Raw genomic sequence first — 20,890 nt, forward strand, 5'->3', positions numbered from 1 at the left:
ATGAAGGTCACGATCACGGTCGCGGACGGCGAGGCGGCGGTCGCGGTCACGGCCCCCACCGGGGCCGGACCGGACCCGGTGCCGGACGGGGACGCGGGGACACCGGCCGGCGGCACACCGGCGGACCCGGGCGCGGCGGTCGACGGCGGGGGGCCGCCGGAATGGCTGACGGAGGCGGTGGGGCTCGCACGGGCGCGCGGCACGGCGGAAGGGGACGACGGGACGGCGGCGCGGGACGCGGGCGGGGCGGCGGTGGGGGGCTGAGGGCTGGGGCCTTCCCCCTGCCTGCCCCCTTCCCGGTCGGGGCCCCGCCCCGGACCCCGGTACTCGGACGCCGGACAGGCTGAAGGACAGCCCGTCCGGCGGATCTCCAGGGACAGGGCCGGTCCCCGGCCCCCGCCCGTTACGCCGCCGTCACCGGCTCCCGCCGCTCCGGCGCCGCCTCGTGCCCGTCGCCCGACAGCGTCGTCTCGTCGAACGGCAGCCGGCCGCTGAGGACCTCGGCCACGCGGGGCTTGTCGATCTCCTTCGTCCAGGTGCCGACCAGGACCGTCGCCACCGCGTTGCCCGCGAAGTTGGTCAGGGCGCGGGCCTCGCTCATGAAGCGGTCGATGCCGACGATCAGGCCGACGCCGTCGACCAGTTCGGGGCGGTGCGACTGGAGGCCGCCGGCGAGGGTCGCGAGGCCCGCGCCGGTGACGCCCGCCGCGCCCTTGGAGGCGATGATCATGAAGAGCAGGAGGGAGATCTGCTGGCTCAGCGAGAGCGGGTCGCCCATCGCCTCCGCGACGAAGAGCGAGGACATCGTCAGGTAGATGGCCGTGCCGTCGAGGTTGAAGGAGTAGCCGGTCGGGACGGTGATGCCGACGACCGGGCGGCTCACGCCCAGGTGCTCCATCTTCGCGATCAGGCGCGGCAGCGCCGACTCCGACGACGAGGTGGACAGGATCAGCAGGAACTCCCGCCCCAGGTACTTCAGCAGCGCGAAGACGCTCACGCCCGCCACCAGCCGCAGCAGGGTCCCCAGCACCACGATCACGAAGAGCAGGCAGGTGACATAGAAGCCGATCATGATGACGGCGAGCGACTTGAGGGCGTCCACGCCCGTCGCGCCGACCACCGCGGCCATCGCGCCGAACGCGCCCACCGGCGCCGCCCACATGATCATGGACAGGATGCGGAAGACGAGCCGCTGGATGTGCCCGACGCCGCGCAGCACCGGCTCACCGGCGGATCCCATGGCCTGGAGCGCGAAGCCCGCGAGCAGCGCCACCAGCAGGGTCTGGAGGACCTCGCCGCCGGTGAACGCGGAGACCATCGTGGTGGGGATGATGCCGAGGACGAAGTCGGCCGTCGACTCGTGCGCGCCCTTGGCCTGGGCCTCGCCGGCGTGCCGCAGCGACTCGGTCAGGTGCAGCCCGCTGCCGGGCTCCAGCAGATTGCCGACCACCAGGCCGATGGCCAGGGCCACCGTCGACATCACCATGAAGTAGCCGAGGGCCAGCCCGCCGACCGCGCCGACCTTGGCGGCCTTGCGGACGGAACCCACGCCCAGCACGATCGTGCAGAAGATGATCGGCGAGATCATCATCTTGATCAGGTTCACGAACCCGGTGCCGAGCGGCTTGAGCTCGACGGCCACCCCGGGCGCGGCGAAGCCGACCACGACGCCGGCCACCACCGCGGCGATCACCGCGAGGTAGAGGTAGTGCGTACGGTCCCGGCGGGCGCGGGGCTGCCCGTCCTCGCCCGGCGGTGACGGCGCTGTCACGGATGTCACGGAGGTCTCCTCGTCGACGCGGCTCCTGCACGGCCCCGCTCTCCCGACGAGAGGGGCTCCGGTGACTATGCACGGGTCTGTGACCGTGGTCACCCTTGCGTGCATTACGTTCACCACGGCACCCCGGTGCAGACTGTCCGCCATGCGCAGACCCCGCGTACCCCGCCCCCGCAGCCTGGCCGGCCAGCTCTTCGCGATGCAGACCGTGCTGGTCGCCGCCGTGGTGACCGGCTGCGCGGCCTTCGCGTACGTCTCGGACCGGGGTCAGGCCGAGGACGCCGCGCGCCGCCAGGTCACCACCGCCGCGGCCGCCGTCGCCGCCGCACCGGTCGTACGGGGAGCGGTCCACGGGGTCGACCCGGCCGCCACCCTCCAGCCGTACGCGGAGCGGGTCCGCCACGACACCGGCGTCGACTTCGTGACGATCATGAACCCGTCCGGCATCCGCTGGACCCACCCCGACCCCGCCCGCATCGGCGAGCCCTTCCTCGGCCACACCGGCCCCGCCCTGCGCGGCCGCACCTTCTCCGAGACCTACACCGGCACCCTCGGGCCCTCCGTCCGGGCCGTCGCGCCCGTCATGGACGGGGACCGCACCGTCGCGCTCGTCAGCGCGGGCATCACCGTCGAGGTGATCAGCGCCGAGGTGCGGCGGCAGCTCATCGGCCTGCTCGGCGTGGCCCTGGGCGCCCTCGCCCTCGGCGGCGTCGGCACGTACCTCCTCAACGCCCGGCTGCGCCGCCACACGCACGGCATGAACGCCACCGAGCTCAGCCGGATGCACGACTACCACCAGGCCACCCTGCACGCGGTACGCGAGGGCCTGCTGATGCTCGACGGGCAGCGGCGGATCGCGCTGCTCAACGACGGCGGGCGGGAACTCCTGGGCCTGGACGGCGCGTCGATCGGCCGGCCCGTCGCGGACCTCGGCCTGCCGCGCGCCCTCACCCGGGCGCTGCTGGCCACCGAGCCCCGGGTGGACGAGGTGCACCTGACCGCCGACCGGATCGTCGTCGTCAACACCTCCCCGGTCTCGGGCGGCGAGCGCTGCGGCACCGTCGTCACCCTTCGCGACCACACCGAACTCCAGGCGCTCTCCGGCGAGCTGGACTCCGTGCGCGGCCTCGCGGAGGCCCTGCGCTCGCAGGCGCACGAGGCGGCGAACCGGCTGCACGCCGTCGTCTCCCTGATCGAGCTGGGCCGCGCCGACGAGGCCGTCGACTTCGTGACCTCCGAGCTCGAACTCGCCCAGGCCCTCACCGACCAGGTCGTCGCCGCCGTCGCCGAACCCGTCCTCGCCGCCCTCCTGCTCGGCAAGGCCGCCCAGGCCAACGAGCACGGCGTGGAGCTCCTCCTGGCCCCCGACACCCGTGTCGACGACGGGCTGCTGCCGCCCGGCCTCCCGGCCCGTGACCTGGTGACCATCCTGGGCAACCTCATCGACAACGGCGTCGACGCCGCCGCCGAGGAGGCGAACCGGGCGCCGCGCACCGGCACCCGGCGCGCCCACGTCACCGTCACCGTCCGGGCCGACGGACAGGAGGACGGGGACGGCGAGCTGCTCCTGCGCGTCGCCGACAACGGCGCCGGCGTCGCCCCCGAGGTCATGGACGAGGTCTTCCGGCGCGGCTGGTCCACCAAGTCGCCCGGCACCGCCCCGCACGGCCGGGGGCTCGGGCTCGCGCTCGTACGGCAGGCCGCGCGGCGCAACGGCGGTACGGTCACCGTCGCCGAGGCGCCGGGCGGCGGCGCCGAGTTCACCGTCCGGCTGCCCCTGCGGGCACCGGCCGGGGAGCGCTCCCCGGCGGGAGCGCCGTCATGACCGTGCCCCAGGCGCTGCCGCGCCCGATCCGCGTGCTCGTGGTCGAGGACGACCCGCTCGCCGCCGCCGCGCACGCCCTGTACGTACGGCGGGTGGCCGGGTTCACCGTGGCCGGGGTGGTGCACAGCCGGGGCGACGCCGCGCAGTTCCTCAAGCGCACGCCCGTCGACCTGCTGCTGCTCGACCTGTTCCTGCCGGACGGGCACGGCCTCCAGCTCCTGCGCTCCCTGCGCTCGGCCGGGCACACGGCCGACGTCATCGCCGTGACGTCCGCGCGCGACCTGGCGGTCGTCCGCGAGGGCGTCTCGCTCGGCGTCGTCCAGTACGTGCTCAAGCCCTTCACCTTCACCACCCTCCGCGACCGCCTCACCCGTTACGCGGAGTTCCGCGCGGTCGTCGGGGAGGCCAGCGGCCAGGAGGAGGTGGACGCGGCCCTCGCGGCCCTGCGCGCCCCCCAGCCCGCCGCGCTCCCCAAGGGCCTGAGCCTGGACACCCTCCAGACGATCACGGCGGCGCTGCGCGAGGCGGGCCCCGACGGCATCTCCTCGGCCGCGGCGGCCGGTTGCCTCGGCATCTCCCGGATCACGGCCCGCCGCTACCTGGAACACCTGGTCACCACGGGCCGGGCCACCCGCGCCCCGCGCTACGGCCAGGTCGGCCGGCCGGAGCTGCGCTACCGCTGGCTGAGCCTCTGACACAGCAGTCACCCCCAGCCCTGGCAGCCGGCCGGCCCTGTTTATGCTCACGCCCATGGCACTCGAATGGGAAGCCTCTGGTCATGGGGCGGCCATCGCGCAACTGCCTGGTCGAAGCCGTCCGCAAGGTCGGGTTCGGCGCCGGCTGTCAGCGATGCCGCGTTCATTTCCTGCGCAACACGTTCGCGGTGATCCCCAAGGACTCCGGCGAGTTGGTCGCACGGGACGTGCCCCTGACCCGCCGCACCCCTGACCGACGCGTGCGGCGGCGCCAAGGAGGGAACGTCACTCCTCACATAGGGCCGACGCTCGTAGGAGGTCGTAGCCGTGCGTTCCACCACCACCTCTCTGCTCCTCGCCGCCGCCACGCTCGCCGCGGCGGTCCCGCTCAGCGCCTGCGGAGGCGGCTCGGGCGGTGACCCGGGCACCGTGAAGATCGCCTACCAGCGCAGCACGGACAACAAGGTCCGGATCATGGACGACTATCTGGCCGGCATCAAGAAGGAGTTCGAGCGCGCGCACAAGGGCAAGAAGCTCAAGCTGGTCCCGGTGCAGGCGTCGCAGGCGGACTACTACAGCAAGGTGCAGCAGATGATGCGGTCGCCGAAGACCGCGCCGGACGTCGTCCGTGAGGACACCTTCCTCATCAACTCCGACATCAAGGCCGGGTATCTGAGACCCCTGGACGACAAGCTGGCCGGCTGGCGGGACTGGGAGCGCTTCACCCCCACGGCGAAGGCCGCGGCGCGCGGGGAGGACGGGAAGACGTACGGGGTGCCGGACGGCACCGACACCCGGGGCCTGTGGTTCAACAAGGAGCTGTTCGCCAAGGCCGGGCTGCCCGCCGACTGGCACCCGCGGACCTGGCGGGACGTCCTCGCGGCCGCCCGCGCGGTGAAGGAGAAGGTCCCCGGCGTCACTCCGCTCAACGTCTACACCGGCAAGGGGCCGGGCGAGGCCGCCACCATGCAGGGCTTCGAGATGCTGTTGTACGGCACGGGGAAGGACCCGCTGTACGACCCGGCGGCGAAGAAGTGGGTCGCGGGCGGCAAGGGCTTCCGGGACGCGCTGGAGTTCGTCCGCACCGTCTACGCCCAGAAGCTCGGCCCGGACCCCTCCGACGCCCTCGACCCGCACGTCGACGCCCGCGTCGCCACCGACTGGCTCCCGTCGGGCAGGCTCGCCATCGCCCTGGACGGCAACTGGCTAGGCAAGAACTGGGTGCCGTCCGGCGACAAGCCGTGGCCGGCGTGGACGAAGGTGATGGGACGGACCCCGTTCCCGACGCAGGACGGCGCGGCACCCGGGGCGGTCAGCATGTCGGGCGGCTGGACGTGGTCGGTCAGCGCCAAGTCCCGCAAGGCCGACCTCGCCTGGCAGGTGATCGAGACGCTCCAGACGGAGAGGAACGCGACGGAGTGGACCGTGCGGGACGGGCAGATCGCCGTACGGGACGACGTGGCGAAGGCGCCGAAGTACCTGTCCTCGACGCCGGGCATCGACTTCTTCACGGGCCTGGTGAAGTACACCCACTACCGGCCCGCGCTGCCGGTCTATCCGCAGGTGTCGAGCGCGATCCAGGAGGCGATGGAGTCGGTGACGACGGGCGACGCGTCCGTGGCGCGGGCCGCCGGGCGCTACGACGACGAGCTCAAGTCGATCGCGGGCGCCGACGGTGTGACCGCAAGGGAGCGGTGAGGTGCCCGGCGCCCGGGCGCTCGCCCCGCCCGGCACGGGCCGGAGGGGCGGCACCGGACCGGGTGGCCGTGGTGCGGCGCGGCGGGCGGCCCGCTGGCTGCCGCTCGCCCCGGCGACGGTCCTGCTGCTCGTCTTCCTCGCCGGCCCCATCGCGTACTGCGTCTACCTGGCCTTCACCGACACCCAGCTGACCGGGCAGGAGTCCGCGTCCTTCGTCGGCCTGGCCAACTTCCGGCGGGCCTTCGCGGACGAGGACTTCCGCCACGCGGTGGTGCTGACGCTGCTCTTCACGGTCCTGTCGTCGATCGTCGGCCAGAACACGCTGGGCTTCGCCCTGGCGGCCCTGATGCGCCGGGCCTCACGGCCCGTACGGGCGCTGACGGGGGCGGTCGTGATCGCGGCGTGGGTGGTGCCCGAGATCGTGGCGGGCTTCCTGCTCTACACCTTCTTCAACCGGCGCGGGACCCTGAACGCCGTCCTGGAGCAGCTGCATCTGCCCGCCCAGAACTGGCTGTTCACGCTGCCGATCCTGGCTGTCTCCTTCGCCAACGTCTGGCGGGGCACGGCGTTCTCCATGCTCGTCTACTCCGCCGCGCTCTCCGGGATCCCGCGCGAGGTGACGGAGGCGGCGGAGGTCGACGGCGCGAGCGGGCCGCGCCGCTTCTGGCACATCACGCTGCCCATGATCCGCCGTTCGATCGCCACCAACCTGATGCTCAACACCCTTCAGACGCTGTCGGTCTTCGGCCTCATCTGGGCCATGACCCGCGGCGGCCCCGGCAACCGCAGCCAGACGCTGCCGGTGTTCATGTACGACCGGGCGTTCCTGAAGTCGCTGATCGGGTACGGCACGGCGGTGGCGTTGCTTCTGCTGCTGGTGGGGGCGGTGTTCTCGGTGGTCTATCTGCGGCTGATGCGGGAGGAGGTCTGAGCGTCCGAGACCCAGCGCCTCCTCCCGCCGGGAGCCCGGCTCAGCCGAGCTTCTTCACCTGGGCGTCGACGACGGCCTTCGGCTGCTGGGCCTGGCCGGTGAGGCTCAGGGCGTAGAACGTGGCGACCGTGCTGCCCTTGCGGACCGCGACCAGGTGCGTGGGGGCGGTCTGGCCGCCCTCCACGTCCAGGCCGAGGGTGAACGCGACGGCCTCGTCGCCCGCGGTGTAGTCGGCGGGCGCCACCTTCGTCATCTTGGTCTTCTCGCCGTCGGCGATCACGGTGAAGCCGCCGGCGCAGGCCGCGCCGGCCTTCTTCAGCCCGGCGAGGGCCTCGCCGGCCGCCTTCTCGTCGCTGTGCGCGCCCAGCGTGTCGGCGGTGATCGTGGCGCCGAGGGCACCGAGGGCGGCCTTCGCCTTGTCCTCGGGCGAGGCGTCCGGGGCCGTGGACGGCTTCTGGGGCAGCGCGACGACCTTGCGGGTCACGGTCGCGGACGGCGCGCCGGCGCCGTGCAGGTTCATGGCCTCCACCAGCGGCTTGCACTCGGCCTTGTCGGTGGACACGGCCTTGGCCGTGGCGAGGTCCGCCGCGGTCGCGGGGGTGACCTTGTGACCCGGGACGTCGGCCTCGGTCACCATGAGCTTCTCCAGCTCGGCCTGCGAGAGGGCCTTGCCGCCGCCGGCGGCCGGGGCGCTCTGCGAGGCCTTGCCCTTGGGCTCGTCCTTGGCGTCGGACTTCTTGTCCGAGCCGCAGGCGCTCACGAGCAGGGCCAGCGAGACCGCGGAGGCGGCGACAGCGGTACGGCGGACGGTGGTGCGGCGCATGAAACGTGTTCCTCTGCTGGATCGGTGAGAGGCCAACTTATAGTCATGCATAGGTAAAGAGATCAATATGTTTTCGTCGTGCCTGAATCGTGATGAGAGGTGCTGGGCTCCATGGAAGGCACGTACCGCGTGCGCAACGTCGGCAGTGGCCTGCTCCTGGAGGTCGAGGGCGGCCGCAAGGGCAGCGGTGCCAATGTGCGCCAAGGCGTGGAGGACGGCGGCGCCGCGCAGTTGTGGCACGTGAGCCCCGTCCACGAGGGTGCCGGGCTGTACCACCTGGTGAACGCCGCCAGCGGCAAGCGGCTGGACGTCGCCGGAGCCTCCACCGAGAACGGCGCCAACGTCCAGCAGTGGAAGGCCAACAACTACGGTGCCCAGGAGTGGCTCGTCGAGCGGCACCTGGACGCGCCGGGCACCGTCACGCTGATCGCGCACATCAGCGGGCTGCTGCTGGAGGTCGAGGACGGGTCGGCGGAGCCGGGCGCGAACGTCCGGCAGTGGGAGGACACGGACAGTCCGGGCCAGTGGTGGCGCATGGAAGAGGCGCCGGCGCCCGAGGGGACGCCGGCCGGTCCGGCCGCCTGACGCCTCTTACCGGAGGCCGTCAGTCCGTTCCCGCGTCCGGCAGCCCGGCCACCAGTTCCACCGCCTCCGCCGCCGGGATGCCCGCGGCGGTGAGCGTCGTCACCGCGGCCGAGCGGCCCGCCGTCGCGGGGTCCAGGACGCCGTCGTTGACCGCCTGGATCAGGCCGAAGAGGACCTGCTCGCGGACGTAGGCCAGGGCGATCGCCGGCAGCGGGGAGGCGAAGCGGCCCTCGTCCAGGCCCCGCTGGAGCATCGCCGCGCACTCCAGGCGCACCGGCTCCAGGCGGCGGTGGATGCCCTCGACCGTGACGCTGCGCTGGGCGAGGGAGATCAGCAGGCGGTAGCCGTCGGCGATGTCCCACGCGGCGAGCATGGAGCGGGCCAGGGCCTCGGCGGGGTCGCCGACGTCGTGCAGGGCCTTCGCCTGGGCGATCTCCACCGCGCTCGCGGCGTCGTCGACGAGCGCGCTCATCAGCGCGTCCCGGCTGGGGAAGTGGCCGTAGACCGTGCGCCGGACGACGCCGGCGGCGCGGGCGATCTGGTCCATGCTCGCGTCCGGGTCGCGCAGCAGCTCGGCGAGCGCGACATCCATGATGCGGCGCCGGTTGGCGTCCGCTCTGCCGGCCATGGGGACTCTTCTCGGTCGGTCGATCGGGGAGACGGTGCTGCGGACGCGGCCGTTGGCCGACATCGTGCCCCTCATTTTGCACGTGGCCGTGCAGTCCCGTAACTTGCACACTGCTGTGTAATTGCACAGCAGTGTGCAAGTTATGGAAGGGGTGGCCCGATGGGCCTCGCGATGTCGACCCCGGTCGACGAGATGGACGGTCCGTACAAGAGGCGCTGGCTGGCGCTGGTGGTCCTCTGCCTCAGCCTGCTGATCATCGTCATGGCGAACACGTCCCTGACGGTGGCGGCCCCCGACATGGTCAAGGACCTCGGCCTCGGCAGCTCGGACCTCCAGTGGGTCATCGACGGCTACACCGTCCCGTACGCCGCGCTGATGCTGATCCTCGGCGCCGTCGGCGACAAGTACAGCCGCCGGGGCGCGCTCGTCCTCGGCCTCTTCGTCTTCGGCGCGGCCTCCGTCGCCGGCTCGCTCGTCGACAGCTCGACCGGGGTCATCGCCTCCCGCGCCGTCATGGGCGTCGGCGCGGCCATGATCATGCCCGCCACCCTGTCGCTGCTCGCCGCGACCTTCCCGCGCGAGGAGCGCGCGAAGGCCATCACCATCTGGACCGCCACGGCCGGCCTCGCCATCGCCGTCGGCCCGCTGGTGGCCGGCGCGCTGCTGGAGGACCACGGCTGGGCCTCCACCTTCCTGATCAACGTGCCGATCGCGGCGCTCGGCATCGTCGGCGCCCTGCTGCTCGTCCCGCCGTCCAAGGCGTCCGGCGTCGACAGCATCGACTACGTCGGCGGCGCGCTCTCCGTCGTCTGGGTCGGCTCCCTGATCTTCATGATCATCGAGGGTCCGCACTTCGGCTGGGGCGCCAAGGCGATCACCGCGGCCGTGCTGGCCGGCGTCGGCCTCGTCCTCTTCGTCCTCTGGGAGCTGCGTCACCCGCGGCCCGTCCTGGACGTCCGCCGCTTCGCCCAGCGCGCCTTCGCGGGCTCCACGCTGGCCGTCGCGCTGTTCTTCCTCGCCGTCTTCGGCGCCTTCTACTACCTCACCCAGCACCTCCAGTTCGTGCTCGGCTACTCGCCGCTCGACACCGGTGTCCGGATGCTGCCGCTGGCCGGCGCCGTCTTCGTCGGCGGCGCGCTGACCGCCTTCCTCACCCCGAAGTTCGGCATGAAGGTCACCGTCGCGCTGGGCATGACGGTCGGCACGGTCGCCATCGCGCTGCTCACCCGCGTCGACGCGGGCTCCACGTACGACGACTTCCTCGTGCCGCTGATGATCCTGGGCCTGGCCATCGGCCTGTCCCTGTCGCCCTGCACCAACGCCATCATGGGCTCCTTCCCCGAGACCCAGCTCGGTGTCGGCGGCGCGGTCAACAGCACCTCGATCGAGCTCGGCGGCTCACTCGGCATCGCCATCCTGGGCACGGTGCTCGCCAAGACCTACTCCTCCAACCTCGCCGACGCGGCCGCGAAGGTCGCCGCGGGCGGCGGCCCGAAGCTGCCGGAGAAGGCGCTCGGCGCCGCGCAGGACTCCGTCGGCGCCGGGCTGTACGTCGCCGAGGAGGTCGGCAAGCAGGTCGCGGCCGGTGCCGCGCCCAAGATCGGGGCCGAGAAGGCCGCGCAGCTTGGCGCCCAGCAGGCCCAGACCGTCGTCGAGGCCGTGCACAAGGCGTTCGCCGACTCCGTCGCCCACACCAGCGTGGTCGGCGCCGTCGTCCTCGGCGTGGGCACGGTCGTGGTGGCGCTCCTGCTGCCGCGCCGCGGCGCGCAGGCGGCGGCCGGCGGCTCGGCCGTCGCCGCCAAGGGCGAGGCGAAGCAGGCCGACGCGGAGGAGAAGGCCGGCTCCCGCGCCTGAACCGTCCGTCCGTGACTGTGCCCCGCACCCCTTCGAGGGGTGCGGGGCACGGTCGTACGCTCAGGGGGCCGGCGTCCCCGTCCTCAGGGGCGCCACCGATCGCGGGGTCGTAGGTTCACCGGGCCGGGGGCGCGGTCGTACGGGTGCGGGGGCCGCCGCGGAAGGCCGTGGCGGTCCACACGAGGTGCCCACGGCCCGCGTCGTCCGCGAACAGTCCGCTCGTCGCCCGGGAAGGCCCCACCCCCAGCTCGCGCCGGAGGATCTCCACACACGCCTCGTACGCGCGCACGGCCTCGCCGACGTTGCCCTCCGCGAGATGGGCGCGCACCAGCGCGCGGTGGGCGCTCTCCCGCAGGACGTCGGCGCGCACCACCCGCAGCGCGATCTCGATGGCGAGCCCGAACCGGCCCTCCTCGCAGAGGCTCTCGACCATCCGCTCCATGACGTGCAGCCGCATCTGGTGCAGCCGCTCGCGGTCGTCCGTCAGCCACTCGTCCGTCCAGTCCGGCAACAGGTCCGCGCCCACGCCCTCCGAGGACCAGGCCGCGGCCGGGTCGGCCTCCCCGCCCCGGAACACCCGCAGCGCGTGGTCGACGAGCACGGACACGTCCACGTCCGCGCGGGCGTCCAGGGCGACCTGGGCGCCGGTGCCGGACACCAGCCCCGGCGCCGCCCGGTTGACCCGCCAGATCGTTGTGCGCAGCCGCGCCAGGGCCCGGTGCTGCTCCGTCTCCGGCCACAGGGTGCCCGCGAGGCGGCTGCGGCCGAGCCGGCCGCGTAGCGCGAGCACGGCGACGAGGCGCTGCGCGCCGGCGGGGAGTGTCACGTCGTGGCCGTCCCGGGTGAGCCGGAAGCCGCCCAGGAGGCGGAGGGTGAGGTGGGGACGGTCGGGTGGGGTGGGTGGGTTGGTTCGTGCGGGTCGTTCGGGCTGTTCGGGTCGTTCGGATCGTTCCGGCGGGGACTCGCGTGGTGCCGGGATGTGCGCCGTATCGCCTCTGATGCCGGACATGGTTCCCCCCAACCGGGCGCGTTCGCGCGTGTGCGGCGCCCTTCTTGAGGATGCCCGGTTTGTCGAGGGATGCCAAGGGATAGGTGGGGACGCCCGGTTCGGGGGCGCACGGCTGGAATCCCGTCGCGCGCCGAGGCTCGATCCGGCGAACCAAGCACGGGCAACCCTCACCTGCCCCGCAGCGCGAACCAGACCTCCTTCCCCATGAGGTCGGGCACACAGACGCGGGCGTCATCGACTAGGCGGGCGACCGCCGTTGCCGCCTCGTCGCTCGCCCAGTTCCGCGGCCGCGTACAGGCGCCCTTCCCGGGCAGCCTCCACCACCCCCGTCCGCTCAGACGCGGACGGCTTCAGCGGCATGCCGCCGAAGGGGCCGAGTGCTCCGGGGCCCCGTACGCACCGCAAGGCGTCTTTGCGGCATGTTGCAGGCTTCTGCGCTCCCCGTGTCGGCGCGTATCAGGACTTTGTCCTTCCTGTGAAGCACCAAGCCCTAAATCGAAATAAGGGGTCGAAATCGCCAATATGTCATATGACATGCGTGCGATGGGCTGAGAGTGTCCCCTCAACCGTCCCTCCCCTCCCTGGACGGACAGGCGGCGAAAACCGCCCCACTCCCTATAACTCTCCGGAGAAACCGCATGTCTTCACTCTTCCCCGCCGGCGACAGGGCCCGTCGTCTCGCTCTCACATCCGGCGTCTTCGTCCTCACCGGCGCCCTGCTCGCCGCCGGTGCCGCCACCGCATCGGCGGGTGCCGCTGCGGAACACCCTGACGGCACGTCCGTCGCGGCCACCGCCCAGGCGCTCGGCCTCGGCGCGCAGGAGGAGTTGGTCGTCAAGGACGTCATCAAGGATGCCAACGGGACGGTCCACACGCGCTACGAGCGCACCTACGCCGGACTTCCGGTCGTCGGCGGCGACCTCGTCGTCCACCGCGCCGCCGACGGCACCATCAAGGACGTCACCAAGGCCGTCAGGACCCCCATCAGAATCGGCTCACTCGACCCGAAGCTGACCCCGGCTGCCGCCACGTCCGCCGCGGTCAAGACGGCCAAGGCCGCGAAGACCACGGGTGCGGCCACCGGCGACGCCCCCCGCAAGGTCGTCTGGGCCGTCGGCGGCAAGCCCGTCCTCGCCTATGAAAGCATCGTCACCGGCACCCAGCACGACGGTGTCACGCCGAGCAAACTGCGTGTCATCACCGACGCCGAAACCGGCAGGAAGCTGTACGAGATCCAGCTGATCAACGACATAGCCGAGGGCGTCACGCCCGACGACGGCTCCGGGGCGGCCGCACCGGACCGCTCACAGGTCCCCGCCACCGGCTCCGGCGCCAGCCAGTACAGCGGCACCGTCGCACTGAACACCACCAAGTCGTCCACGGGTTACTCCCTCATCGACGGCGTGCGCGGTGGTTCCAGCACCGTCGACCTCAAGCACCGCACGAAGGGGAAGGGCACCGTCTTCACCGACGCGGACAACAAGTGGGGCACCGGCAGCCCCGCCGACAACCAGACCGCCGCCGTGGACGCCGCCTACGGCGCCGCCCAGACCTGGGACTTCTACAAGAACGTCCTGCACCGCAACGGCATCAGGAACGACGGCCGGGCTCCCGTCTCCCGCGTCCACTACGGCGACGCCTACCAGAACGCCTTCTGGGACGACGACTCCTTCACCATGACCTACGGCGACGGCAGGAACAACCAGCACCCGCTCACCCAGCTCGACGTGGTCGGCCACGAGTTCAGCCACGGCGTCACCTCCGCCACCGCGGACCTGCAGTACTCCGGCGAATCCGGCGGCCTGAACGAGGCCACCTCGGACATCTTCGGCACCGCGGTGGAGTGGTACGCGAACAACGCGGAGGACAAGGGCGACTACCTGCTCCTCGAGAAGAACGACTACTTCGGCAACGGCAAGCCCGGGCGCTACCAGGACAAGCCGAGCAGGGACGGCCATTCGGCCGACTACTGGAGCCCCGGCATCGGTGATCTCAACGTGCACCACTCATCCGGTGTCGCCAACCACTTCTTCTACCTGCTGTCCGAGGGAAGCGGCGCGAAGGACATCAATGGTGTGCACTACGACAGCCCGACCGTGGACGGCTCCACGGTCACGGGCATCGGCCGCGACAAAGCAGTGCAGATCTGGTACAGGGCACTGACCACTTACTTCACCTCCACCACCGACTACCACGGCGCCCGCGAGGGCACCTTGAAGGCGGCCGCTGACCTCTACGGCGCGAACAGTGCCGAAGCCAAGGCCGTGGACGCCGCCTGGGCCGGTGTGAACGTCAAGGCATAACCCGTGAACGCCGCAGTGCCTCACCGGTCGCGGAACCGACGCGGCACTGCGGCGACCCCCGGGCCGTGACCGGCGGACCAAAGAGTGGACCCGGAATCACCGCCCCTCGGGGCGAACCCCATCACCCCTCTCATAAAGCGCCTTCCCCACAGGCGAGTTCTCCCCCGCCACATGCGCGCGGATCGACGCCAGATAGTCGTCCCGGCCCACCCGCCCGTCCCCGTCCGCGTCCAACGCCTCGAAGGCCGCCGCGATGTTGCGCGGCGGGTTCCCCAGAGCCGTCCGCAGCATCAGGAACTCCGGGAGGGTCAGCGCGCCGTCCCCGTCGCCGTCGGCCAGGTCGAAGAGGCCGGCCAGGACCGGCTCGCAGACCGTGTCGAACGCCTCGGCGCCCGCCCACGCCTCGCACTCCTCGAAGGTCACCCCTCCGTCGCCGTTCGCGTCCATCGCGTTCCAGGCCCGCTCACCGGCCGCGCGGGCGGCGGCGACCATGGGGTCGTCCAGGGTGCGGCCCGAGGCCAGGGCCACCCGCTCGGCCCTCGCGGCGTATTCGGCCTTCGAGACGATGCCGTCGCCGTCCGTGTCCAGCATCGCGAAGACGAGCCGCTTCGCTTCGGTTCCGCTCATCGAGACACCTTTCATCGGATTCATTGCGCAATGCCCTTATCTGTTCCCCGTCCACGGTTCCTCCCCCCCCGGCGGCTCGCACAGCCACGCCGCGAGGCACGCGAGGTGCGACCCGCGCACGGGCGGGGTCGCGCGCGGGGCGACTGCTGCGAAGGCCGGGGTGGCCGGAGGCATCACCGGGGTAGCCAGGGGCGGTAGCGGATCCGGAGACCTGGAGGGCGCATGATCGGCAGACGTGGTACGGCGGTGGCGTTGAGCTCGCTGGTCCTGGTGGGGGCGTCCTAAGGCTGGGGGCCGGCCGGTCAGGCCCATGAGGACGGGCGGCACACAGAGGCCGTCGTGTGCGTCGGCGACAGCGACAGCACATACGACCCACCCCTCACCCTCCAGCCCCGCGAGACCCGCGTCCACGCGGAGGCCCGGTACACCTGCGGCATCGGCCCCGGCCGCACCGTGGCGGCCACCGGCACCCTGGACGGGGTCTCCCCCGCCGCGTCCTGCGTCACCCTGGCCGGCGGCTCCCATGTCGCCGAGACCGTGCGGTACGCCGACGGCGAGCGCTCGGAGATCGCCTACACCCACGGCGCCACCGGCCGCGCCGCCGGGCTTCTCACCCTCAGGCTGTCGGGGCACGTCACGGCGGGGCGGGGCAAGGGACAAGAGGCCCACCGGACCGTTGCCGCGCTGCCCGGCCAGTTGCCCACCCAGTGCCTCACCTCCGGTCTCACCGGCAGCCACGGCCGGGCCCAGTTGGAGATCCGCCCATGACCGCGAACCCCGCGGGAATCCCCACCGAGCCCATCGGCAGCGTCCCCCGGCCGCCCGAACTGCTCGCGGCCATGACGGCCCACGCCGAAGGCCGGATCGGCGACGGCGAACTCGCCGCCGCCCAGGACGACGCCGTCCGCGACACCGTCCGCCGCCTGGAGGAGATCGGTTCGCCGGTCGTCACCGACGGCGAGCAGTCCAAGCCCAGCTTCGCCACCTACCCGCTCACCGGGCTGGACGGCCTCGGGCCCTACGGCGTCGTGATCCCCTTCGACGACGGCCACCAGCGGCAGCTGCCCCGTCTCGTCTCGGGCCCGCTGCGCTACGCCGTGCACGCCGACCGCTATCTGCGGGCCGCCCAGCGGCACGCGACGGTCCCCGTCAAGCAGGCGGTCATCGCCCCCTCGGCGCTCAGCCTGCTCTACCCGCCGGAGGGCATCGACGGCTATTCCCGCGACGCCTTCCTCGACGATCTCAGCGCCGAGGCCGACATCCGCGGCTGCCTGGACGCGGGCGCGCACGTCGTCCAGCTCGACTTCACCGAGGCCCGCCTCGCGCTCAAGCTGGACCCCGGCGGCGGTCTGCTGGATCAGTTCGTCGCGCTCAACAACCGTGTGCTCGAACGTTTCTCCGCCGCCGAACAGGCCCGGATCGGCGTGCACACCTGCCCTGGTGGCGACCAGGACTCCACCCACAGCCTCGACGTGGAGTACCCCGCCCTCCTGCCCGCGCTGCTGCGGCTCAAGGCCGGCGTCTTCTACGTCCAGCTGGCGAGCGAGCCGGACCCGGACAAGGCGCTCGGCGTACTCGCCGACCATCTGCCCGCGCACGCCCGCGTGTTCGTCGGCGTCACCGATCCGATCGACCCGCGCGTCGAGACCCCCGAGGAGGTCCGCGACCGGGTCCTCGCCGCCGCCCGCCACCTGCCCGTCGACCGGCTGGGCACCTGCGACGACTGCGGCTTCGCGCCCTTCGCCGACGACACCTCCACCTCTCGCGAGACCGCCTTCGCCAAGATCCGCTCCCGGGTGGAGGGCGCCGCCCTGGCCGCCCGCGAACTGACCGGCTGACCCGTACCCGCGCCCTCACACGGACCCGGCCCCGTACCGGCGCGGCGGCCCACGGGCGCCGCGCCGGCGGTACGGCCCCTCGGCGCCCACGCCCCAGGAGTCGGTTATCGGTCACAACAGGCCCGCCAGACCCGGTGGCTTCCCACTCCGCGAGACCCACGGCATCCTCAGGCGTGCGTGACATCCGTGCACACGTCCCCGAGGGGAAAGACATGGAACTGACGTACCGCTCGGTGCGGTTGCTGGCGGCCGCCGGGCTCGTGATCGGCGGCGTTCTCGGCACCTCGTCGGCGTCCGCCGACGCCACCCGGGAAGAGCGGGCCGAGCCGAAGGCGGCCGGCGTCCAGATCATCTCCAACGACAACAACAGATGCCTCAACGTCGCCCACCTGAACCCCGGCGACGGCGTCTCCGTGCAGATGTACGACTGCGACGGCTCCCCCAGCCGGCGCTGGACCCCCAACGGCAACCAGTACCGCAGCGATCTGGGCGGCAAGTGCCTGGAACCCGCGCTCGACAACGGCGACAACGGCGCCGCCGTACAGGTCTACAGCTGCTCCGGGCCGGCCCGCCAGGGCTGGCACTGGAACGGCACCGAGCTGCACACGGACCTCAACCACCGGTGCCTGACCATCACCGACGCGAACTGGTGGGCCGGTGCCTCGGTCACGATCCGGGACTGCGTCGCCGGTGCCGGGCACCAGCAGTGGCACGCCGGATAGGGCCGCCGCCGGGCCGCCGCTGAGCGCCCCGGCCCCGCCGCGTGGGTACGTATCCCGGCAGCGACCCCCGCTCCGTACGGAGGTGCCATGCCCACGCTCCCCAGACCCTCCCGCCGCACCCGTCGCCGGCTCGCCGCCGACGCCGCCCTCCTCGTCGTCGCCGCCTCCTTCGCGCTGCCGCTGCTCTGGCTGCTGCTGGCATCGGTGGACGCCGGGGCGGGGCTGCGGGTGAAGGCGCCCGACGGGCCGACGGCCGAGAACTTCTCGGCGGTGCTGACGGACGAGATCACCTTCACCCCGATGCTCAACAGCCTCCTGCTGTGCGGCGGCGCCACCGCCCTCACCGTCGGTTGCGCCGCCCTCGCCGCCTATCCCCTGTCCCGCTACCGTTCCCGGTTCAACCGCCCGTATCTCCTGACGATCCTCTTCTCGACCTGTCTGCCGATCACCGCCGTCATGGTCCCGGTCTACGGCCTGTTCGTCCGGATCGACCTGATCGACACGGTGTACGGGACGGCCCTGTTCATGGCCACCGCCCAACTCCCCTTCGCCATCTGGCTGATGAAGAACTTCATGGACGGGGTGCCGAAGACGCTCGAAGAGGCCGCGTGGACCGACGGCGCGGGGTGGCTCCAGACGCTCACCCGCGTGGTGCTGCCCCTGATGGGGCCCGGTGTCGGCGTCGTCGCGATCTACTGCTTCGTGCTGATGTGGGGCAACTTCTTCGTGCCTTTCCTGCTCCTGCTCTCCCCCGAGCAACTGCCCGCCGCTGTCACGGTCTTCACCTTCTTCGGCGACTACGGGCAGGTCACGTACGGGCAGTTGGCCGCCTTCTCGATCCTGTACTCCACGCCCGTGGTCCTGCTCTACGCGCTGATCTCGCGGAGGCTCGGCGGCGGCTTCACCCTGGGCGGCGCGGTCAAGGGCTGACGCACGTACGTGCCCTGTTCGCGTCCGGGCGCGAAGAAACCCCGCCGTCTGTCCGCGGACGGCGGGGCACCCCTCCGTTGAACGGCCCTGGATGTCCCCCGTGTATCCAGGGCCGTGACCGCACGGCCGGGGCTGTCCCGAAAGCGTTGTGGGGAGAACCCCTGCCTTGACTGCGGCCAAGCAGAACGGTACTAACGGGGCCATCTGTCGGCTACTCGCCAAACGCGGCTCCTGGCCGGAGAACGCGGGCACCCGAGGAAAGCCTCATGACTGAACCCGGCGTGGGGCCCAACGCCCCAGGCAACATGCACACGCTCGTCCTCAGCAATGATCTCGACGAGACGCGGGAGATCATCAGTACCGCCTACAGCCCGTACCGGCTCAGCGTGCTCGGCGACCCCAAGGAGTTCTCCGCCTGGTACGCGGAGGGCAGCTTCCCCGGGGTGACGGTCTCCGGGCTCCAGTACGGGGCCGAGACGCTGGTGGTGCCGCAGCCGCTGGACTCGTACCTCCTGGTGTGCCAGCTGGTGCGCGGGCGGGTGAAGGTCATCTCCCCCGGGCGGGAGGAGCGCGTCGTGGGGCCCGGCGAGACGTACGTCCTCGATCCGTACCGCAAGTTCCAGGTGCACTGGGCCCCCGGCGCCCGGATGACCACGGTCCGGCTGGCGCGCGAGACCATCGAGCAGGCGGCGGCCGACCTGCTCGGCGTCGAAGGCCCGTTACGGGCCCGGTTCACCCTCAGCGGGGCGATCTCCCCGAGCGCCGCGCGCAGCTGGGCCGGCATCTCGGCCGCCGTGCACCGCGAGGTGCTCGGCGAGGGCGTCGCCCGGAGCAGCCCGCTCGTGGCCTCGCAGCTGACGCAGACGACGGCCGCGATGCTGATGGAGACGCATCAGCTGGTCACCGACGGGGTGGACGCGCAGCGGCCCGGCGTGGTCGCGCACCCCGCCGTGCGCCGGGCGATGGCGGCCGCCGAGGAACGGGCCGACCAGCCGCTGACCCTCGCCGACCTGGCCGCGGCGGGCCGTGTCAGCCCCCGCGCCCTCCAGGAGGCCTTCCGCCGCCACCTGGGCACGACACCGCTCGGCTACCTGCGCGAGGTACGTCTGGGCCGGGCCCACCAGGAGCTGCTCGCCGCGCGGGGGCGGGCGGACGTGACGGTGGCGGAGGTCGCGTACCGGTGGGGGTTCGGGAATCTGGGGCGGTTCGCGGGCGAGTACCGGCGGGTGTACGGGCACGCGCCGTCGCGGACCCTGCGGGGCTGACGGCGGGAACGGTGACGGCGGCGGGGCGGCGGGGCCGGTAGCGACGGCGGGCCGACGGAGACGGCGGTCGGCCCGTGCCCGTGCCCGTGCCCGGGAGATCTTCCCCAGCCCCGCCCCTTCCCGTAACCGGGGGCAAGCCCCCGGGCCCCCCTTTTCCGCGCTCCGCGCGGTGTCCTCAAACGCCGGACGGGCTGATTTCAGCCCGTCCGGCGTTTGAGGACATTCGGGAAGGGGCGGGGTGGGGAAAAAGCCCCGCGCAGCGGCACCCCCATGCCCCCTGAGAACGACCCCGTCCCCCTCAAGTACTACGGACGCACCCCCTCTCGGACTTACGGCCGACCCCCCGATTCAGACCGTACGGCTGAGGCCCCCCACCCCCCGCCCCGACAGAATTGGAGGAGTCGATTCCGGCCATTGCGCCCGTCCCCGGGCCCCCGCCGGACACGTCTGTCACACCCCACGTCCCATCCCACCCCTCCGGAGGAGACCCGTGTCCCACGCGGCCGCTTTCCCGCTCGCCCAGGCCCCCACCGGCGCCGTCGCCGCCCGCGCCACCGATCTGAGCAAGGTCTACGGGCAGGGCGAGACCCGGGTCACCGCCCTGGACTCGGTCTCCGTCGAGTTCCGCCGGGGGGAGTTCACGGCGATCATGGGACCGTCCGGTTCCGGCAAGTCGACGCTGATGCACTGCCTGGCCGGGCTGGACTCCGTCTCCTCCGGGTCCGCCCGGATCGGGGACGTCGAGCTGGCCTCGCTCGGCGACCGGCAGCTGACCCGGCTCCGCCGGGACCGGATCGGCTTCGTCTTCCAGGCGTTCAACCTGCTCCCGACGCTGACCGCGCTGGAGAACATCACACTGCCCATGGACATCGCGGGCCGCAAGCCCGACCAGCAGTGGCTGGACATGGTCGTCGGCACCGTCGGCCTCTCCGGGCGCCTCGCGCACCGCCCGAGCCAGCTCTCCGGCGGCCAGCAGCAGCGCGTCGCCGTGGCCCGCGCGCTCGCCGCCCGGCCCGAGATCATCTTCGCGGACGAGCCGACCGGCAACCTCGACTCCCGCTCCGGCGCCGAGCTCCTGGGCTTCCTGCACGAGTCCGTACGGGCCCTCCAGCAGACGATCGTCATGGTCACCCACGACCCGGTCGCCGCCTCCTACGCCGACCGCGTGATCTTCCTGGCCGACGGACGCGTCGTCGACGAGATGCGCGAGCCCACCGCGGACGCGGTGCTGGACCGGATGAAGCGCTTCGACGCCAAGGGCCGTACGAGCTGAGGCACCCGCGCGCGGCCTCGCGCGCGTCCTTCGCGCACCGCCCCGCGCACGGCCCCGCGGCCGTCCCGCCACCGCCCGGCTCGCCCCCACGAACCCTGGACAAGACC

Annotated in this window: 20 protein-coding genes; 15 read left to right on the forward strand and 5 right to left on the reverse strand. The window is 72.4% G+C overall.

What is annotated here, in order from left to right:
* The gene (locus SMD11_RS10425; RefSeq protein WP_087926184.1) at window positions 1-264 is read left to right on the forward strand and encodes a hypothetical protein; all 264 of its coding nucleotides are present in this window, start codon (window positions 1-3) and stop codon (window positions 262-264) included.
* A 139-nt stretch (window positions 265-403) separates the two neighbouring features.
* On the opposite strand, the gene SMD11_RS10430 is transcribed toward SMD11_RS10425, so the two are convergent.
* The gene (locus SMD11_RS10430) at window positions 404-1,771 is read right to left on the reverse strand and encodes a cation:dicarboxylate symporter family transporter (protein ID WP_418952513.1); all 1,368 of its coding nucleotides are present in this window, start codon (window positions 1,769-1,771) and stop codon (window positions 404-406) included.
* A gap of 151 nt (window positions 1,772-1,922) precedes the next feature.
* On the opposite strand from SMD11_RS10430, the gene SMD11_RS10435 reads away from it, so the two are divergent.
* The 5 genes from SMD11_RS10435 to SMD11_RS10450 all read left to right on the forward strand — a co-directional run bounded on the left by SMD11_RS10435 (window position 1,923) and on the right by SMD11_RS10450 (window position 6,926).
* Complete coding sequence (locus SMD11_RS10435; RefSeq protein ID WP_087926186.1) at window positions 1,923-3,602, forward strand: sensor histidine kinase; 1,680 nt, start codon at window positions 1,923-1,925, stop codon at window positions 3,600-3,602.
* The gene (locus SMD11_RS10440; RefSeq protein WP_087926187.1) at window positions 3,599-4,297 is read left to right on the forward strand and encodes a response regulator; all 699 of its coding nucleotides are present in this window, start codon (window positions 3,599-3,601) and stop codon (window positions 4,295-4,297) included. Before SMD11_RS10435 ends, SMD11_RS10440 begins: the two co-directional genes overlap by 4 nt.
* A gap of 83 nt (window positions 4,298-4,380) precedes the next feature.
* Window positions 4,381-4,716 (forward strand): transposase, encoded by a 336-nt coding sequence (locus tag SMD11_RS37275; RefSeq protein ID WP_107421945.1) that lies wholly within the window; start codon window positions 4,381-4,383, stop codon window positions 4,714-4,716.
* The gene (locus SMD11_RS10445) at window positions 4,625-5,995 is read left to right on the forward strand and encodes an extracellular solute-binding protein (RefSeq protein WP_234365989.1); all 1,371 of its coding nucleotides are present in this window, start codon (window positions 4,625-4,627) and stop codon (window positions 5,993-5,995) included. Before SMD11_RS37275 ends, SMD11_RS10445 begins: the two co-directional genes overlap by 92 nt.
* Before the next feature lies 1 nt (window position 5,996).
* A complete protein-coding gene (locus tag SMD11_RS10450; protein ID WP_087926188.1) occupies window positions 5,997-6,926 on the forward strand; it encodes a carbohydrate ABC transporter permease in 930 nt (309 codons plus the stop codon).
* Window positions 6,927-6,966: 40 nt separating this feature from the next.
* On the opposite strand, the gene SMD11_RS10455 is transcribed toward SMD11_RS10450, so the two are convergent.
* The gene (locus SMD11_RS10455; protein WP_087926189.1) at window positions 6,967-7,749 is read right to left on the reverse strand and encodes a hypothetical protein; all 783 of its coding nucleotides are present in this window, start codon (window positions 7,747-7,749) and stop codon (window positions 6,967-6,969) included.
* Window positions 7,750-7,860: 111 nt separating this feature from the next.
* Between SMD11_RS10455 and SMD11_RS10460 the strand changes: the two genes are divergently transcribed.
* Window positions 7,861-8,334 (forward strand): RICIN domain-containing protein, encoded by a 474-nt coding sequence (locus SMD11_RS10460; protein WP_087930406.1) that lies wholly within the window; start codon window positions 7,861-7,863, stop codon window positions 8,332-8,334.
* A 19-nt stretch (window positions 8,335-8,353) separates the two neighbouring features.
* Here the strand turns inward: SMD11_RS10460 and SMD11_RS10465 are convergent, their stop codons facing one another.
* Window positions 8,354-8,962, reverse strand: a complete 609-nt coding sequence (locus tag SMD11_RS10465; protein WP_087926190.1) for a TetR/AcrR family transcriptional regulator — start codon at window positions 8,960-8,962, stop codon at window positions 8,354-8,356.
* A 159-nt stretch (window positions 8,963-9,121) separates the two neighbouring features.
* Between SMD11_RS10465 and SMD11_RS10470 the strand changes: the two genes are divergently transcribed.
* Complete coding sequence (locus tag SMD11_RS10470; RefSeq protein WP_087926191.1) at window positions 9,122-10,816, forward strand: MFS transporter; 1,695 nt, start codon at window positions 9,122-9,124, stop codon at window positions 10,814-10,816.
* Window positions 10,817-10,931: 115 nt separating this feature from the next.
* On the opposite strand, the gene SMD11_RS10475 is transcribed toward SMD11_RS10470, so the two are convergent.
* Entirely contained in the window at window positions 10,932-11,642 is a 711-nt protein-coding gene (locus tag SMD11_RS10475) for an AfsR/SARP family transcriptional regulator (protein WP_159395280.1), read from the reverse strand.
* Window positions 11,643-12,463: 821 nt separating this feature from the next.
* Between SMD11_RS10475 and SMD11_RS10480 the strand changes: the two genes are divergently transcribed.
* A complete protein-coding gene (locus SMD11_RS10480; RefSeq protein ID WP_087926193.1) occupies window positions 12,464-14,128 on the forward strand; it encodes a M4 family metallopeptidase in 1,665 nt (554 codons plus the stop codon).
* Window positions 14,129-14,224: 96 nt separating this feature from the next.
* Here SMD11_RS10480 and SMD11_RS10485 read toward each other — a convergent pair whose 3' ends face one another.
* A complete protein-coding gene (locus tag SMD11_RS10485) occupies window positions 14,225-14,755 on the reverse strand; it encodes an EF-hand domain-containing protein (protein ID WP_234365990.1) in 531 nt (176 codons plus the stop codon).
* A 339-nt stretch (window positions 14,756-15,094) separates the two neighbouring features.
* Here SMD11_RS10485 and SMD11_RS10490 point away from each other — a divergent pair, with 339 nt between their 5' ends.
* The 6 genes from SMD11_RS10490 to SMD11_RS10515 all read left to right on the forward strand — a co-directional run bounded on the left by SMD11_RS10490 (window position 15,095) and on the right by SMD11_RS10515 (window position 20,783).
* A complete protein-coding gene (locus SMD11_RS10490) occupies window positions 15,095-15,523 on the forward strand; it encodes a hypothetical protein (protein ID WP_087926195.1) in 429 nt (142 codons plus the stop codon).
* Complete coding sequence (locus SMD11_RS10495; RefSeq protein WP_087926196.1) at window positions 15,520-16,593, forward strand: cobalamin-independent methionine synthase II family protein; 1,074 nt, start codon at window positions 15,520-15,522, stop codon at window positions 16,591-16,593. Before SMD11_RS10490 ends, SMD11_RS10495 begins: the two co-directional genes overlap by 4 nt.
* A 212-nt stretch (window positions 16,594-16,805) precedes the next feature.
* Complete coding sequence (locus SMD11_RS10500; protein ID WP_087926197.1) at window positions 16,806-17,315, forward strand: RICIN domain-containing protein; 510 nt, start codon at window positions 16,806-16,808, stop codon at window positions 17,313-17,315.
* Between the two features lie 87 nt (window positions 17,316-17,402).
* Window positions 17,403-18,245: a carbohydrate ABC transporter permease gene (locus SMD11_RS10505; RefSeq protein ID WP_087926198.1), complete on the forward strand. Its 843-nt coding sequence runs from the start codon at window positions 17,403-17,405 to the stop codon at window positions 18,243-18,245.
* A 266-nt stretch (window positions 18,246-18,511) separates the two neighbouring features.
* Entirely contained in the window at window positions 18,512-19,510 is a 999-nt protein-coding gene (locus tag SMD11_RS10510) for an AraC family transcriptional regulator (protein ID WP_234365991.1), read from the forward strand.
* A 490-nt stretch (window positions 19,511-20,000) separates the two neighbouring features.
* Window positions 20,001-20,783 (forward strand): ABC transporter ATP-binding protein, encoded by a 783-nt coding sequence (locus tag SMD11_RS10515; protein ID WP_087926199.1) that lies wholly within the window; start codon window positions 20,001-20,003, stop codon window positions 20,781-20,783.
* Window positions 20,784-20,890 lie beyond the last annotated feature (107 nt).

The sequence above is a fragment of the Streptomyces albireticuli genome (assembly GCF_002192455.1).
GTDB lineage: Bacteria > Actinomycetota > Actinomycetes > Streptomycetales > Streptomycetaceae > Streptomyces > Streptomyces albireticuli_B.